At 70.7% G+C, this 16,052-nt stretch carries 14 protein-coding genes; 9 read left to right on the top strand and 5 right to left on the bottom strand.

What is annotated here, in order from left to right; translation table 11 throughout:
* Positions 1-117 precede the first annotated feature (117 nt).
* Both ACFV2O_RS31865 and ACFV2O_RS31870 read left to right on the top strand, forming a co-directional pair.
* Positions 118-1,749, top strand: a complete 1,632-nt coding sequence (locus tag ACFV2O_RS31865) for a DNA-3-methyladenine glycosylase 2 family protein (protein WP_379255264.1) — start codon at positions 118-120, stop codon at positions 1,747-1,749.
* Positions 1,746-2,288 (top strand): methylated-DNA--[protein]-cysteine S-methyltransferase, encoded by a 543-nt coding sequence (locus tag ACFV2O_RS31870; RefSeq protein WP_355078620.1) that lies wholly within the window; start codon positions 1,746-1,748, stop codon positions 2,286-2,288. The genes ACFV2O_RS31865 and ACFV2O_RS31870 overlap by 4 nt, the downstream gene beginning before the upstream one ends.
* A 531-nt stretch (positions 2,289-2,819) precedes the next feature.
* On the opposite strand, the gene ACFV2O_RS31875 is transcribed toward ACFV2O_RS31870, so the two are convergent.
* Together ACFV2O_RS31875 and ACFV2O_RS31880 are read right to left on the bottom strand one after the other, a co-directional pair.
* The gene (locus tag ACFV2O_RS31875) at positions 2,820-6,020 is read right to left on the bottom strand and encodes an AAA family ATPase (RefSeq protein WP_379255265.1); all 3,201 of its coding nucleotides are present in this window, start codon (positions 6,018-6,020) and stop codon (positions 2,820-2,822) included.
* A gap of 34 nt (positions 6,021-6,054) precedes the next feature.
* Positions 6,055-7,230, bottom strand: coding sequence for an exonuclease SbcCD subunit D (locus tag ACFV2O_RS31880; RefSeq protein WP_379255267.1), 1,176 nt, complete (start codon positions 7,228-7,230; stop codon positions 6,055-6,057).
* A gap of 307 nt (positions 7,231-7,537) precedes the next feature.
* Here ACFV2O_RS31880 and ACFV2O_RS31885 point away from each other — a divergent pair, with 307 nt between their 5' ends.
* Together ACFV2O_RS31885 and ACFV2O_RS31890 are read left to right on the top strand one after the other, a co-directional pair.
* Positions 7,538-8,683 carry a DNA recombination protein RmuC gene (locus ACFV2O_RS31885; RefSeq protein WP_355078617.1) on the top strand — a complete coding sequence of 382 codons (1,146 nt, stop codon included), beginning with the start codon at positions 7,538-7,540 and terminating at the stop codon, positions 8,681-8,683.
* Positions 8,684-8,741: 58 nt separating this feature from the next.
* Entirely contained in the window at positions 8,742-9,602 is an 861-nt protein-coding gene (locus ACFV2O_RS31890; RefSeq protein ID WP_379255269.1) for a DUF6542 domain-containing protein, read from the top strand.
* Between the two features lie 57 nt (positions 9,603-9,659).
* On the opposite strand, the gene ACFV2O_RS31895 is transcribed toward ACFV2O_RS31890, so the two are convergent.
* Positions 9,660-10,670 carry a 4-hydroxy-3-methylbut-2-enyl diphosphate reductase gene (locus ACFV2O_RS31895; RefSeq protein ID WP_379255271.1) on the bottom strand — a complete coding sequence of 337 codons (1,011 nt, stop codon included), beginning with the start codon at positions 10,668-10,670 and terminating at the stop codon, positions 9,660-9,662.
* Between the two features lie 253 nt (positions 10,671-10,923).
* Here ACFV2O_RS31895 and ACFV2O_RS31900 point away from each other — a divergent pair, with 253 nt between their 5' ends.
* From ACFV2O_RS31900 to ACFV2O_RS31915, 4 genes are read left to right on the top strand one after another with little or no spacing between them, the layout of a single operon-like run.
* Positions 10,924-11,577, top strand: coding sequence for a lipid droplet-associated protein (locus tag ACFV2O_RS31900; protein ID WP_379255273.1), 654 nt, complete (start codon positions 10,924-10,926; stop codon positions 11,575-11,577).
* Positions 11,574-12,896 carry an exodeoxyribonuclease VII large subunit gene (gene xseA / locus ACFV2O_RS31905; protein WP_379255275.1) on the top strand — a complete coding sequence of 441 codons (1,323 nt, stop codon included), beginning with the start codon at positions 11,574-11,576 and terminating at the stop codon, positions 12,894-12,896. Before ACFV2O_RS31900 ends, xseA begins: the two co-directional genes overlap by 4 nt.
* A 1-nt stretch (position 12,897) precedes the next feature.
* Positions 12,898-13,173, top strand: a complete 276-nt coding sequence (locus tag ACFV2O_RS31910; RefSeq protein WP_379255277.1) for an exodeoxyribonuclease VII small subunit — start codon at positions 12,898-12,900, stop codon at positions 13,171-13,173.
* Positions 13,170-13,514: a VOC family protein gene (locus tag ACFV2O_RS31915; protein WP_379255279.1), complete on the top strand. Its 345-nt coding sequence runs from the start codon at positions 13,170-13,172 to the stop codon at positions 13,512-13,514. Before ACFV2O_RS31910 ends, ACFV2O_RS31915 begins: the two co-directional genes overlap by 4 nt.
* Before the next feature lie 18 nt (positions 13,515-13,532).
* Here the strand turns inward: ACFV2O_RS31915 and ACFV2O_RS31920 are convergent, their stop codons facing one another.
* The gene (locus ACFV2O_RS31920; protein ID WP_379255280.1) at positions 13,533-14,030 is read right to left on the bottom strand and encodes a GNAT family N-acetyltransferase; all 498 of its coding nucleotides are present in this window, start codon (positions 14,028-14,030) and stop codon (positions 13,533-13,535) included.
* 189 nt (positions 14,031-14,219) lie between these two features.
* The gene (locus ACFV2O_RS31925) at positions 14,220-14,786 is read right to left on the bottom strand and encodes a DUF4245 domain-containing protein (RefSeq protein WP_379255282.1); all 567 of its coding nucleotides are present in this window, start codon (positions 14,784-14,786) and stop codon (positions 14,220-14,222) included.
* A gap of 127 nt (positions 14,787-14,913) precedes the next feature.
* Between ACFV2O_RS31925 and glpX the strand changes: the two genes are divergently transcribed.
* Positions 14,914-15,957 (top strand): class II fructose-bisphosphatase, encoded by a 1,044-nt coding sequence (glpX, locus tag ACFV2O_RS31930; protein WP_356966745.1) that lies wholly within the window; start codon positions 14,914-14,916, stop codon positions 15,955-15,957.
* Positions 15,958-16,052 lie beyond the last annotated feature (95 nt).

The following is a 16,052-nucleotide window of genomic DNA, read 5'->3' on the forward strand; positions in this document are numbered from 1 at the left end:
TTCACAACAGTTGACCGGGCAACGGCTGTGCGATCTCATCATCGTCGTGCGAGGTCGCGGCTACCCCCAGCACTGGTGGCCGATTCCCGCTAGCACGGGTTCGCCGCAGCTGCCATTGTGGTGTGCGTGACGATCACGGCATTGGATTTCGAACGTTGCTACCGGGCGGTGTCGACCCGGGATTCGCGATTCGACGGGCAATTCTTCACCGCGGTGCGAACCACTGGAATCTATTGCCGTCCTTCGTGTCCCGCGATCACGCCGAAGCGGGCCAACGTGTCGTTCCTGCCGACCGCCGCCGCGGCGCAGCAGGCGGGTTACCGTGCCTGCCGCCGCTGCCTGCCGGACGCGGCGCCCGGCTCGCCGCTGTGGAACACCAGGGCGGATCTGGCCGCGCGGGCGATGCGGCTGATCGGAGACGGCGTGGTCGAGCGGGCCGGGGTGCCGGGGCTGGCCGCCACGCTCGGCTATTCCCAGCGGCAGCTCACCCGGGTACTGACCACCGAACTGGGCGCGGGGCCGCTGGCGCTGGCCAGGGCGCACCGGGCGCACACGGCGCGGTTGCTGATCCAGACCACCGCGATGCCCATGTCCGACATCGCGTTCGCGGCGGGTTTCGCCTCGATCCGCCAGTTCAACGACACGGTGCGCGAGGTGTTCGCGGTCAGCCCCACCACCATGCGGCTCGAAGCGCAGCGCGCGAAAACCGGAACCCCCGCGCGTCCCGCGCCGTCCGGCAGCGGCTCGCTCACGCTGCGGCTGCCCTACCGGGAACCGCTCGACCGGGCCTGGCTGGAATGGTTCCTGTCCGCGCACGTGGTGCCGGGCATGGAATTGTGGGAGGACCGCGCCTACACCAGGAACCTGCGCACGCCGCACGGGCACGCCACCGCGCGGCTGAGCTTCCAGCGCGACCATGTGCGCGCGGATTTGTCCCTGCACGACATGCGCGACCTCGCGCCGACGGTGACCAGGCTGCGGCACCTGCTCGACCTAGACGCCGACCCGGTCGGCATCGATGAAGCACTCGGTGTCGGGCCCACGGCGCACGGCGGCTCCCCGAAACGGCCGCCTGAGCAGGCCGCCGAATATCTGCCGGACGCGGGGGCGGGGTCACCGCCGGAGAGCGAAGCGCTGACCGAGATCGACCCGGTCGACGTCGGTCGCCCGTCGTTCACCCCCGGCATCCGCGTGCCCGGGTGCGTCGACGGCGCAGAACTATTGCTGCGCACCATGATCGGGCAGCAGATCTCGGTGGCCGCCGCCGCCACGCACACCGCCCGACTGGTCGAGGCACTCGGAGAACGGGTGGACGGGCCGATCCCGCTGCTGTTCCCGACACCCGAGGTGATCGCCGAACGCGGCGCCGATATTTTGACCGGACCGGCGCGGCGCATCCGATCAATCACCGCGGCCGCCGAGGCGCTCGCCTCCGGGGAGCTGGCGCTGCACCAAGGGCGCACCGCCGCCGACCTGCGCCGCGACCTGCTCGCGCTGGACGGTGTCGGGCCGTGGACGGCCGATTACGTGACCATGCGCCTGCTCGCCGATCCGGACGTCCTGCTCGGCACCGACTTGGTCGTCCGCCGCGGCGCGAGCCTGCTCGGCATCGATCTGACGGACACCGCACGCTGGGTGCCGTGGCGGTCGTACTTGTCCATGCACCTGTGGAAAACGGCACTGACCAGCCGCGCCACACCTTCCATCGTCCCCGCGCTCGCCACTACGAAAGGCAGTGTCGAATCATGAACGCCAGCTTCGCCGTCCGCACCGACGTCGGTAGCGCCCGCACCGTCACAGCGGATTTCGCCGTCACGGAGACACCGCTCGGCCCGTTCACCACGCTCGTCGACCCCGACGGGGCGGTGCTGGCCTCCGGTTGGACCTCCGACGCGGAAAACCTGCGCGGCCTGATCCATCCCGCCTTGCGGCCCGGCCGACTGCGGCAGCGGGATTCGCTGGGCGAGGTGACCGGTGCCGTCACCGCCTATCACGAAGGCGATCTCACCGCGATCGACCCGATTCCCGTTCGCCAGCAGTCCGGGGAATTCCTCGTGCACGCCTGGGAAGTGCTCCGCGCCGTCCCGGCGGGAAGCCCACTCACCTACACCGAATTCGCCGCCCGCGCCGGCCGCCCCGACGCCACGCGCGCCGCGGCCAACGCTTGCGCCCGCAACGCCGCCGCCCTCTTCGTGCCCTGTCATCGGATCCTCCGCATCGGCGGCGCACTCGGCGGCTTCCGCTGGGGATTGCCGGTGAAACGGTGGCTGCTCGACCACGAGGGCTGAGGTCTCGCGACTCGCCGCGCAGGGCATCGGCCACGAGCAGGAGGACCTACAGCAACGGCGTGCGTCACGTCGGCGTGCTGGCCCGAGACGGCAACAGCCTGTCGTTCGGCGAGGCCGTAACGTGCTGATCGCCGACCGTCAGTCCTCGACGCTCAGTCAAGAGTGCGCCCGGGCAGCTCAGCGTGCCCCCGCGCGGCCTGCACGGTGCCGCTCATCCGGGTAGGTCGCGCGGACGCCTACGGTCGCCGTGGCCCATTCGCGCGGCTGATTTCCAGCCGGAAGCGTGCACGTCGTTTGGGCGGCTGCGAGGCGAACACGCCCACGCTCCGCTGCCTACGGGCCGGCTCTCGCGGGTGAGGACGTGATGCGCTGCGTCCGGACAGGCCGCTCGGCAGTGCAGCCGATATGTTCACGTCCGGTACGCAGCGGCCGGTAAACCGTCGGCAGCGTGTCGCCACGGCCGGGTGCACCCACCGCCTGCAGGGCTCAACCGCCGAGCAGCCGGAACCGCCGAGCAGCCGGAGTCCGCGCTCAGGCGATCGTCGCCTGGAGGTGGGAGCCGTCGCGGCCGCGTACGACGTGCAGGCGGCTGGGGATGCGCTGGCGCATCTCGTCCACGTGGCTGACCACGCCGACCACGCGTCCGCCCGCGCGGAGTTCGTCCAGCACGCCCATCACCGCGTCCAGGGTGTCGGCGTCCAGGCCGCCGAATCCCTCATCGATGAACAGAGTGTCCAGCACGAGGCCACCGGATTCGGCGGCGACCGTGTCGGCCAGGCCGAGCGCCAGCGAGAGCGAGGCCATGAAGGTTTCGCCACCGGACAGCGTCTTGGCCGGGCGGATGGCTCCGGTGTAGTCGTCACGGATGTCCAGGCCGAGGCCGCCTCGGCGACCACGCGGGCCTGCCTTGTCCGAGTGGACGAATTCGTAACGGCCGCCGGACATTCTGCGTAGCCGCAGTGAGCCCGCCTGCGCGACTTCCTCCAAGCGTGCGGCCAGGACGTAGGAGTGCAGGGACATGCGGCGGTTGTTCGCACCGCGCCCGGCGACCAGGTCGGCGAGACCGTCGAGTTCCTCGAACGCTCGTTGCGCCGGGGCGATCCGATCCACAGCGGCCCAGAGTTGGCCGCCGAGCTCCTCGAGCTGACTCGCTCGCCTGCTCGCCTCGGCATGGGCGGCCACAGCGGCGTTGAGCGCGGTCTGCGCGGCCGTCACCAGCGCGTCGAGTTCGGCGGGGTCGCCGGGCTCCTGCTCCGACGCCGCTCGGATCTCCGGTTCCGCCAGCACCGCTTCCGCCGCGGCACGGGCACGGTCGGCGGCCACGAGTTCCGCTTCGATCTCGGCCTGCCGCCGAGAGTCACGCGACGCGGCGTTGACGACTTTCGCGTAGGCGGTCAAGCGCGCGACATCGTCTCCCATCGTGTCGCGAGTTCGAGTGCCGACAAGCGCCGGTTCCTCGGCGCCGACGGAGTCCGAAGCGGCCGTCTCGGCGGATTCCGGGAGCTGAGCCGGACCACCGGACAGAGCCGAGCCCTCAGTAGTGACCGACGCGGAGCCCGGAGCCGACGACGAACCGCCATACTCGCCTTCCGGCACGAAACCCGCGACGCCGGCGAGATTTTCGACCCGATCGGCGATCAGGGACACCTGCTCACGCGCCGCCACCGCTTCGGCGCGGGCGTCGCGCAGGGCGATCGCCTCGGCGACGAGAGCGGCGAGCCGGGCACGGCGGCGGTCGATGGTCAGGTCGGCGCCCGCCGCGCTCCGCAGCCGGTCGGTGAGCTCGCCGAGGCGCCTTTCGGCGGAGGCGACGGTGGCGGCGACCGCGCTGCGGCGCGCCTCGGATGCGCGCAGCTCGTCGTGCAGGCGCGCCTCGTCGCCGCGCAGGCGCGTGAGTTCGGCTTCCAGCCCGTCGGCGTTGGCGGCCAGTTCCGAAGTGTCCTCGTAGCGGTCGGTCGCGGCGCGCAGGGCCGCGGCGAGTTCGACGCGGTCGGTATCGCCGCCGCGAGCGACCAGCGCTTCGATCTCGCGCTCCAGGCCGGTGATGCGAGCCAGCGCGCGATCGCGGACGTCCTCCGCGGCACGCTCGGCCGCCACCGCGGCTTCCTCCTCGTCCTTGGACACCGCGGTGTCGGTCGGCTGGGCGGGTGCGGGATGCTGCGCGGAACCGCAAACCGCGCAGGGGCTTCCGGCGACCAGCTCGCCGGCCAGTTCGGCGGCCATTCCGCTCAGCCTGCGCTCACGCAGATCCAGCACGAGTTCTTTGACGTCGAGATGCGCGGCGCGGGCGGCGTCGAACTCGATGCGGGCGTGATCGAGCGCGGTGCGCCGGGCGGCCAGCTCGACCGCGGCCGTGGCGGCCCCCTGCAACCGTTCGGTCTCCGCGGTGATGCCGGGCAGGGCGGCGACCGCTTCGGCGGCCTCGCGCAGCCTGGCCTCGGCCGCGGTGAGCACGGCGGGCAGCTCCTCGCGCCGCGCGGCGAGTTCGGTGACACGCCGGGCCAGCGTCGCGTCCTCGGTGCGCAGGGCGTCGAGTTCACCGCCGAGCCGGGTGGCGGTCGCGGCGTCGGTGCGCACTTCGTCCAGCGCACCGATCTGCGCGCTCCAGCGCTGGACCGCCGCGTCGATGTCGGCGTCATCGCGAACCCGGTCGCCGTCGACCAGTTCGGCGCCGCCGAGTTCGGCGCTCGCCGGTTCCAGCAGGCGGGCTGCGAGCCGCTCTGCCGCCGTGTGCTTTTCGCCCTCGCGCCTGCGCTGGGTTTGCACCGCCGTACGCGCTTCGTCGATGGCGGCGACGACCGGCGCGGCTCGGCGAGCGAGGTCGAGTTCGGCTTGCAGTGCGGCGCGCCGATCCGCGCCCGCCACGTAGTCGTCCAGTTGCGCGCGTGCCGAGCTCATGCGGCGACGCAATTCGCGTAGCCGACGCTGCTGTTCGGCCTGCTCCCGGACGCGCGCCGATTCCGCCTGGCAGCGTTCGACTTCTGCCGCGGCCGTGGCCAGGTCGACGCGCGCGGTGGACAAAAGATCCTGCGACCACCCGACGCATTCGCCCGTACCGACCGAATCCGCTACCCCCGCGGCCATGCCCACCTGCGTGATCAGCCGCTTGATGCCGTCGGTACGAGCATCCAGATCCGCTTCGGCGGCGCGGCGCTTGTCGGCGAGCCACTGCTCGGCGGTGCCGAAACGCTTCGTGTCGAAGAGTTTTTCGAGCAGCTTCTCGCGATCTTCGTTGTCCGCGCGCAGGAAGCGGGCGAAGTCGCCCTGGGGCAGCAGCACCACCTGGAAGAACTGGTCGGCGCTCATGCCGAGCAGGCGCAGCACCTCCTCGCCGATATCCGGTATCCGGGAGAGGTTTTCGCCTCGGCCGTCCAGCCAGGCCAGCGTCGCCTTCGGATTGATCGTGCGCATGCCCGTGCCGTCCCGCTTGGGACGCTGGAACTCGGGGCTTCTGGTCAGACGCAGTCGCCGCCCGCCCAAGGTCGCCTCCAGCACCACCTCCGGTGGTGTCTGCTCCGGTGCGTGATCGGAATGCAGGCGCTTGCTCTCCCCGCGCGCACCGGGCACCCGGCCGTAGAGCGCGAACGCGATGGCGTCCAGCACCGTGGTCTTGCCCGCGCCGGTCTGGCCGTGCAGCAGGAACAGCCCGTCGGCGCCGAGCGCGTCGAAGTCGACGACCGTGGTGGCGGCGAACGGGCCGAAGGCGGTCATCTCCAGCTTGTGCAGCCTCATGCCGCCGCGCCTGCTCCCGGCCTGGGCAGGGCGCTCATGCGGTCAGTTCCTCGGCGGCGGCCACGGTGGCCACCTGCTCCGGTTCGGCGACGGCGGCGGACAGCGCCCGCTCCAGCCAGGTCATCTCGCTCGAGCTGGGTGCGCCGCGGACGTCGGTGAGGAAGCTGTGGGCTACTTCGATGTCGCGGCGGCCGTGCACTCGCTCACGGTAGCGCAGGTCCGGGCTGCCCTCGGGCCGCACCCATTCGACGTGCACCGCGTAGGGGAACCGTTCGCGCAGCTTGCGCATGGCGTCGACCGGGCGGGCGACGTCGGTGAGCACCGCGGACACGTAGTGCTGTTCGGCCGTGCCGTACTCCGCGCCGCTCAGCAGTTCGTCCAGGGTGCCGGTCAGCTTGCTCAGGCCCCGCACCGTCGGTAGGTCCCGGCGGCGCACCGCTCGCAGGCCGGACGCATCCAAGTCGACGATCCAGACCGCTTTGCGATGCGCGTTCTCGCCGAACGAATACGGCAGCGGCGAGCCGGAGTAGCGCACCGCCTCCGCGAGCGTCTGCGGTGAATGCAAATGGCCGAGGGCCACGTAGTCGATGCCGTCGAAAGCGGCCAGCGGAACCGTCTCCACGCCGCCGACCGAGATGGAGCGCTCCGATCCGGTGGCTTCCCCGCCGACCACGAAGGCGTGCGCCAGCACGACCGTCCGCACCCCGGGCCGCCGCGCGATGTCGGCCCGTACGCGAGCCATGGCCGCGTCCAGGATCTCCGCGTGCGAGCGCGCTTGCGGCACTTCGAGTTCCGCGCGGGTGATCTCCGGTTCCAAGTACGGGATGCCGTAGAACGCCACCGGCCCGTGCTCGTCTTCCAGCAGCACGGGCCGATCGGCGTCGGCCACGGTGGTGCGCAGATGCAGCCCGCCCGCGGCGGCGAAGCTCGCGCCGGCGCCCAGCCGAGCGGGCGAATCGTGGTTCCCCGAAGTGGCCACGATCCGAGCCCCCGCACTGCGGATCGCCTCGAATCCCCGGTTGCACACCGCGATCGCGTCGGCGCTGGGAATCGACCGGTCGTACACGTCACCCGGCAGCACCACCACATCGACCGATTCCTCGGCTACCAGCTCCGCGATGGCGGTCAGTGAACGAGCCTGGTCGGCAAGCAGATCGACCCCGTGGAACGTGCGCCCGATGTGCCAGTCCGAGGTGTGCAGCATCCGCATGCCGCGAAACCGTAGGGCAAGGCACCGACAGACTTCAATCGCCCCGCCCGCTGTGTCGGGTTCGCCCGGCCGGAACCCGGCGTGTCCAGCGGACGTGTCCGAGTCGCCGGGGTCCCGTTCGGCGACGAGCCGAACCTCACGCACCTCTTGACCTCCCGAATCCCACGGCGTCGGCGATTCCGGATGCCAGAATCCGAGCAGCTATGTGAACTATGCGGCAACGCACTGGCCCAGCCGGTTTCCGACGCGATGCCGGGCAGTTGCCAGATGCTCGTTCTTGTCGGTGACGTACGGCACTATCTCCGCTATGACCGCACCGATGCTCGTCGCCCTCGTGCTGGTGTTCGCCGCCGGTCTCGGCCTCGGCTGGCTGGGTCGCGCCGCGCGGGACGGGCATCGCGCGGCGGCGGCCCAGGCGCGGCTCACCGCGGCGGCGGACAACGAACGGCTGCTGCGGCAGTCGCTCACCGCGGCCAACGAGGATGCCGCGCGAAGGCATTCGCACGCCGTCGGCGCGCTGGTGGAACCGCTGCGGGCGGCGGTCGGAGCGCTGAACGAGCACATCCAGCAGGTCGAGCGACAGCGGCTCACCGCGTATTCGAGCCTGCGCGAACAGGTCGCGAGCATGCAGCGCACGTCGCATCAGCTCACCGGGGAGACCGGCCGGCTGGTCGCGGCGCTGCGCGCGCCGCAAGTACGGGGACGATGGGGCGAGATCCAACTGGAGCGGGTGGTCGAGCTGGCCGGGATGACCAGGCATTGCGATTTCCGGACCCAGGTGAGCCGCACCGGTCACGGCGAGGACGACCGCACGGTGCGACCCGATCTGGTGGTGCGCCTGGCGGGCGGCAGGCACATCGTGGTGGACGCCAAGGTGCCGTTCGCCGCCTACCTGGACGCCTGCGGCTCCGACGACCCCGACGTGCGCGCCGAGCTGCTCACCAGGCACGCCAAACATCTGCGCGCGCATGTCGACCAGCTGTCGGACAAGGCGTACTGGGCCGCCTTCGACCCCGCACCCGAATTCGTGGTGCTGTTCGTGCCCGGCGATCCGTTCCTGGACGCCGCCCTGACCACCGACTCCGAGCTGTTGGAGTACGCGTTCGGCCGCAATGTGATCCTCGCTACACCGACCACCCTGATCGCGTTGCTGCGCACCATCGCCTTCGGCTGGCGGCAGGAGGCACTCTCCAAGGACATGGCCACCGTGCAGCGGCTCGGCCGTGAGCTGTACCAGCGGCTCGGCATGACGGGGAAACATCTGGATCGGCTGGGGGCGCAACTCGGCAGAGCTGTCGAGGCTTTCAATTACACAGTGGCCTCGGTGGAGTCACGAGTGATGGTCACCGCGCGCAAACTGCACGAGCTCGAGATGGCCGAGCAGGAGGTGCCTGAGATCGGGCGTGTGGATTCCCGGCCTCGCGCGGTGAGCTTCGCCGACGCGGGCGAGTAACCGGGACTATGGCCGTGCCGCCACGCCGCCGGGAGCGGCGGCAACTAGTGTGCATATCGTGGCTGCTTCCGAACGTGTGCGATCCCGGGTGCCCGCGCCGCAACGCTCGATCCTGCCGTCGGTGCCGGGGATCCCGGTCGGCGCGGCGATCTTGATCGCGGTTGCCTGCACGTTTCTGGGATTCCTGATCGATGCCAGCGGCGGCAGTGCCGAGCTGACCGGCACGTTCGCCGCGCTGTACATCGTGGGCTGTGTGGCGGCCGTCGCCGCCGTTCGCTACCGGGGCTTGTTCAGCACGATGGTGCTGCCGCCACTGCTGCTCTTCGTCGCCGTCCCGCTGGCCTATCAGCAGCTCACCGGCCGTGGCTCGACCTCGATGAAGGACATCCTGCTGAACCTGGCGATCCCGCTGGTGAACCGGTTCCCGACCATGATGCTGGCCACGGTGGTCGTCCTGCTGATCGGTGGCGCCCGGATCTACCTGCACCGCCGGGAAGAGGGGAGCGACAAAGCGCCACGCCGTGGCGGCAGCTGGGGCAAGTCACCAGCGAAGAAGACCAAGCCAGGCCGGCCCTCCCGTGGCCTGCCGGACTCCGCGCGCCGCAGAACCCGCCGCCCGAAGGACGAGCCCGCCGAGCCGGAGTCGGCCGACGCCGAACAGCCAGCTCCCCGACCGGCCCGCCGACCCGCGGCGCAGGTCGCCGATACCCCGCCGCGCGTCGCCCCCTCCCGTCCGCGCGAAGGGCGGGCTCCCGCCCGGGGCCCTGCCCGCCCGACCGGGGCCATGCCGCGGGCCGAAGCCGAACCACCGCGCGGCGCGGGCCGGCGCCGAGAGACGCCGCCGCACCCCCAGCCCAATGTGCGCTATCGCGAACGCGATTCGAACCGCCCGGAACGGCGCAGGCCAGAGAATCTGTAGGCGAGGTCGCTCGGTGCGGTCGGAGCTGGATACCGCACGCTCGGTGCGGGCCCGGCGTCAGCGCCGGGCATCGCGCAGTTCGCGGGGAAGGGCGAAGACGAGGGTTTCGTTGGCCGTGGTTACCGGCTGGACGTCGCCGTAGCCGTGCTCGGCCAGGCTGTCCAGCACACCGCGGACCAGGATCTCGGGCACCGAGGCGCCCGAGGTGATGCCGATCGTGCGGACGCCGTCGAGCCAGGCCGGGTCGATCTCGCGGGCGAAGTCCACCAGATACGCGGCCTTGGCGCCCGCACCGAGCGCCACCTCCACCAAGCGCACCGAGTTCGACGAGTTGCGCGAGCCGACCACGATCACCAGATCGCATTCCGGAGCCATCGCCTTCACCGCGACCTGGCGGTTCTGCGTGGCGTAGCAGATGTCGTCGCTCGGCGGGTCCTGCAGGGCGGGGAAGCGCTCGCGCAGCCGCTGCACCGTCTCCATCGTCTCGTCCACGCTCAACGTGGTCTGCGAGAGCCAGATCACCTTCGACTCGTCGCGCACGCTGACCTGGTCCACCGCGCCGGGCCCGTCGACCAGCTGGACGTGCTCGGGCGCCTCGCCCGCGGTGCCCTCGACCTCCTCGTGGCCCTCGTGACCGATCAGCAGGATGTCGTAGTCGTCGCGGGCGAACCGCTTCGCCTCCTGGTGCACCTTGGTCACCAGCGGGCAGGTGGCATCGATGGTGTGCAGATTGCGCTCGGCGGCCGACGTGTGCACCGCGGGGGACACGCCGTGCGCGGAGAACACGACGACCGCGCCCTCGGGGACCTGGTCGGTCTCGTCGACGAAGATCACACCGCGGTCGCGCAGCGTCTCCACGACGTGCCGGTTGTGCACGATCTCCTTGCGCACGTAGATGGGCGCGCCGTGCTTCTCCAGCGCCTTCTCGACGGTTTCGACCGCCCGGTCCACGCCGGCGCAGTACCCGCGCGGCTCCGCGAGCAGCACGCGTTTTCCGCCGTCGGCGACGGTGCTTCCGGCACCTGCCGAGCGGGCGATTCCGACGTTCAAGGGAATGGCCGAAGACATGCCCACAGGATACGTGCGGCCCGGGATCGCGCCACGTCCGGGAGTTGCCCGTCACATTCCCGCCGCGACCCGCGGATCGGGATCGTAAGCCGGGGTCTACGACCGGGTGCGACGATTGTTTCGGACGGCCCGCCGGGTTCCTGCGCGCATTTCCGCGATATGTGTGCGGTCCCGCCGATCGGCTACGACCCGCGAATACGCGAACCGCGCGCCCCTCCTTTGCATAACACACCATTTCCGGCAGGCTAGGACCATGTTTCGACCACCCTTTCTGGCCCGGGTCGCCGCAGGCGCGGCCGTATACGCCCTCGAGGAATCCCGTCGGCTACCCACGGCGGCAATGAATTTCCCGATCACGGCCATCAGTCAGGTGCTGCAGACGACGATGCACGTCCAGCAGTTCGTCACCAGTCTGGCCCTGAAGGGCGACGCGGTTTTCGACCGTTTGTCCAACCGCCCGGTCGAGCAGCCGGAGTGGGCCACCTTCGACGAGGACCTCGCCGACGACCCGAGCCCCAGCACGCTGCGCGCCAGCCGATTCGACCTCTACACCGCCGATGATCCCGACGCGTTCCCCGCGCCCGAATCCTTCGCCACAGACGACAGCCGCGCAGGCGCGACCAACGGCCATGTCGCCTCCGTGACGCCGATCGGCGAGCCACCGGCCGAAGAGCCGGACCCGGATACCGATCCCGAACCCGTCGCGGAAGCGCCCGTCATCGCCGAACCGGAAGTCGCCACCCGCTACGACTACGCCAACATGACCCTGGCTCAGCTGCGCGCCCGCCTGCGCCTGCTGACGATCGATGACCTCACCGCGCTGCTGGAGTACGAGCAGCACACCCGCGCCAGGGCGCCGTTCGTGACCATGCTCACGAACCGGATCGCCACTGTGCAGGCCCAGTGACCGAACCCCGGACACCCTCGTCGCCGACGGCTGGCCGGGAGACCTCCGGCCAACCCGCCGCCGCTCCGGCCAACTCCGCCGAGCATCCGTGGCCGGTGCGTTCGGTCTCCATCAAGGTCGCCCAGTGGATCGACCGGCTCGGCAGCATCTGGGTGGAGGGCCAGATCACCCAGATCAATCTCCGGCCCGGCACCCGCACCGCGTTCCTGGTGCTGCGCGACCCGTCCGCCGACATGTCGCTGTCGGTGACCTGCGATCCCGACCTGATCCGCAAATCCCCCATTCCCCTGCAAGAGGGCAGCCGGGTGGTCGTCTACGGCAAGCTCTCCTTCTTCACCGGGCGCGGCACGATCTCGCTGCGCGTGCTGGAGATCCGCCCCGTCGGCATCGGCGAACTACTGGCCCGCATCGAACGGCTGAAGGCGCTGTTGGACGCCGAGGGCCTGTTCGATCCCCGGCTCAAGCGTCCGATCCCGTTCCTGCCCGGAACCGTCGGCCTCATCACCGGCCGCGCGAGCGCCGCGGAGCGCGATGTGCTGAGCGTCGCTCGCAGTCGCTGGCCCGCGGTGCGTTTCGAGATTCGCAACACCGCCGTGCAAGGGCCGACCGCGGTATCGCAGATGCTGACGGCGCTGGCAGAGCTCGATCGGCATCCGGACGTCGAGGTGATCGTGCTCGCGCGCGGCGGCGGCAGCGTCGAAGACCTGCTGCCGTTCTCCGACGAGGCGCTGTGCCGCGCCATCGTGGCCGCGACCACGCCGATCGTCAGCGCGATCGGCCACGAACCGGACAACCCGCTCAGTGACTTCGTCGCCGACCTGCGCGCGGCCACGCCGACCGACGCCGCCAAACGGATCGTCCCGGACGCCGCCGCCGAACTGGCCTGCATTCGTGAACTGCGCGAACGCACCGCCGCGGCGTTGCGGGGTTGGGTCGACCGGGAGACCGAGGCGCTCGCCCAGCTGCGTTCGCGACCCGTGCTGGCCGATCCGCTGCGCGAGATCGATCGCCGCCAGGAAGAGATCGAACGCCTGCGCACGGCCACGCACCGCTGCGCCGAGCACTTCGTCCGCACCGAAGCCACGGCCACCAGGCATCTGCGCGAGAAACTCACCGCCGTCGGCCCCGCCGCCACACTCGCCCGTGGCTACGCTGTCGTGCAGCGGGTCACCGGCCGGGAACGCGAGGTGGTGCGTTCGATCGAGGACGCGCCCGCAGGCAGCCAGCTGCGCATCCGGGTCGCCGACGGGGCTGTCACGGCCGCCGCGCTCGGCACCCAGGCCCTCGGCGCCAAGAACACCGACACAGGGAGGAACTGACTTGGCCCAGTCCGGCAAGTCCACCGAAGCCGACGGGACGGGCGCCGACCCGGCCGACGACGCCGCCGAGATCGCCGGTTTCGGCTACGAACGCGCGCGCGACGAACTCGTCAACGTCGTCAAGATCCTCGAACAGGGCGGCCTCGACCTCGATGAATCCCTCGCCCTGTGGGAGCGCGGCGAGGCGCTGGCCAACCGCTGTGAGGAACATCTGGCGGGCGCGCGCAAGCGCGTCGAGGACGCGCTGCATCGCACCGACCTGGAGCGGCAAGAGTGACCATCCGCCGCGCCACGCCCGACATCCGCACCACCGACCTGGCCGCGAGCCGCGACTTCTACCGGCTGCTCGGCTTCCACGAGGCGATGGACCTGGGCTGGGTCGTGACGATGGCCTCGCCGTCCAACCCGACCGCGCAGGTCCTGCTCGTCGGCCCGGACGCCGAACAGCTCCAGCCGGACATGAGCGTGGAGGTGGAGGACGTCGACGCCGTGCACGCGGCGGTGACCGCCGCGGGCGCCGAGGTCGTCTACTCCTTGCGCGACGAGCCGTGGGGCGTGCGCCGCTTCTTCGTCCGCGATCCGAGCGGGACCATCGTCAACGTGGTGAGTCACCGCTGACGACGGCCCCCGGCCTCGTCAGCGCGATGCGGCCGCGGCGCGGAACCGGGCGACGCCGTCCGCGCTGCTCACCCGCTCGAATCCGGCCTTCTCCAGCACCCGCGCCGACGGCGGATTCGACAGCTCCACCTCGGCGTGCACCGCACGAACGCCGGGTGCGGTGAGCGCGTGCGCCGTGAGGGCGACGGTGGCCTCGGTGGCGTACCCGCGACCGCGCCGCGAGGCGACGATGCCGTACCCGAGCTCGAGGGCACCGCCGGCGGGCGGCCAGAACAGCCCGATCGATCCGACGACGAGACCGGTCGAGCGCTCGACGACGAGCCGGTGCCCGAACGGGCCGAGCCAGTCCGGGTGCACAACGAGCAGGCCCGCGATGACGCGATCGCCGTCGGCAGGGAAATCCGCCGCCCACTCGGCGTGACGGCGGCCATCGAGTACGGCGGCCGCCGCACCGGCGGTCCACGACCGCAGGATCAGCCGTTCGGTGCGCAGGTCGGGGGAAAGGGAAACAGACACGTGACACTCCTGGTCGTCGAAGAGAGACCGGTCCGCGTCCGCGGAAAAATCACTGGCGCGCGAACCGGCGAAAGGCATGCGAAAGACGGCTGAGGACAGCCATATTCATCGACCTCCGAAAACCGGTTCGGCACGTGTCTCGTGCCGCGGCAAAATTAACGAACGCGCGCCGCCGAAGACAAGCGGATTTCAGGGCTTCAGCGGTTGCGCCGCCGTGATCGCCTGGGCGAGCGTGCTGAACGCCGCCTGGTTGCCCGCGCCGGTGATCAGCACGCGGGACTGGCCGAGGTCGGCGATCCACGCGGTCTCCGAGCCCTGCTCGGCGTAGACGATCCATTTCTGCGCGCCGACCTGCTCGGTGCCACTGGCGTAGCGCGACCCGAGCACGAACCTGGCCAGCGCCTCCTCGGTCGCGTTGCTCTGGGTGAACCGCATGTAGGTGCCCTGCGGAGTGATGTAGCCGACCGTGCTGACCGGCCCGCCCCCGTTGCCGCCGATGGACTCGCGACTGCCGGAGTTCGGCGTCCAGTCCGCGGGCAGGTCCGGGTTGCGGATGGGGAACGGCAGGGAACGAGCGTCGGCGGTGAGCGCGGCGCGCGCGTCGAAATGCGGGATCTGACCCTGCGTCGGACCGTTCGCGGCGAAACTGCATTGGCTGGCCAGCCCGGCGAACACCAGCGCGATCAGGACCAACGGGATCAATGACCAGAACAGATCCCGGTAGTCGTTCAAGATGCGCGGCTTTTGGTACGACACGCTCCCAGTATCCACTCGTGCGGCGACGCCGCCCCCTGCACCCCGGCACCACGAGCAGGGGTGTACGGCCGTGCCACATCGAATGAGACAATTGACCGGTACGTACCGACGCACAGGAGGCCCCGCAATGACGGCAACTTCCCCCACACCTAGCCGCCGCGAGGCGCCCGACCGCAACCTCGCACTCGAACTGGTCCGCGTGACCGAGGCAGGGGCGATGGCCGCGGGCCGGTGGGTCGGACGCGGCGACAAGGAGGGGGGCGACGGCGCGGCCGTCGACGCCATGCGGCAGCTGGTCAGCTCGGTGTCCATGCGCGGCATCGTCGTCATCGGCGAGGGCGAGAAGGACGAGGCGCCCATGCTGTACAACGGCGAGGCCGTCGGCGACGGCACCGGCCCGGAAGTGGACTTCGCGGTCGACCCGATCGACGGCACCACGCTGATGTCCAAGGGCGTGCCCGGCGCGATCTCGGTGCTCGCGGTCGCCGAACGCGGCGCCATGTTCGACCCGTCCGCGGTGTTCTACATGCACAAGATCGCCGTAGGCCCCGACGCTGCCCACGTGATCGATATCTCGGCCCCGATCGCGGAGAACATCAGCCGGGTCGCCAAGGCCAAGAATTCCGCGAAGTCCGACCTGACCGTCTGCATCCTGGATCGCCCCCGGCACGCCGAGCTCATCCAGCAGGTGCGTGACGCGGGCGCCCGCATCCGCCTGATCTCCGACGGCGACGTCGCCGGCGCGATCGCCGCCGCCCGCCCCGACTCCGGCACCGACATCCTGGTCGGCATCGGCGGCACCCCGGAGGGCATCATCGCCGCCGCCGCGATGCGCTGTATGGGCGGCGAGCTGCAAGGCATGCTCGCGCCCAAGGACGACGAGGAGCGGCAGAAGGCCATCGACGCGGGCCACGACCTCGACCGCGTACTGACCACCGAGGACCTCGTCTCCGGTGAGAACGTGTTCTTCTGCGCCACCGGCGTGACCGACGGCGACCTGCTGCGCGGCGTGCGCTACTACGGCGGCGGCGCGTCCACCCAGTCGATCGTGATGCGCTCGAAGTCCGGCACGGTCCGCATGATCGACGCCTACCACCGCCTGACCAAGCTGCGCGAATACTCTTCTGTCGATTTCATCGGCGACGAACACGCGGTCCCGCCGCTGCCGTAATTTTGCAGCGCCTCCGGCGCTGGTGTTCGCGGCCCCCTTGTGGCTCGCGTTTTCGCGCACACCCCGGGGGACGTAGTAGCGGAAGCGGGTGGCGC

The sequence above is a fragment of the Nocardia sp. NPDC059691 genome (genome assembly GCF_042733915.1).
Lineage (GTDB): Bacteria > Actinomycetota > Actinomycetes > Mycobacteriales > Mycobacteriaceae > Nocardia > Nocardia sichangensis.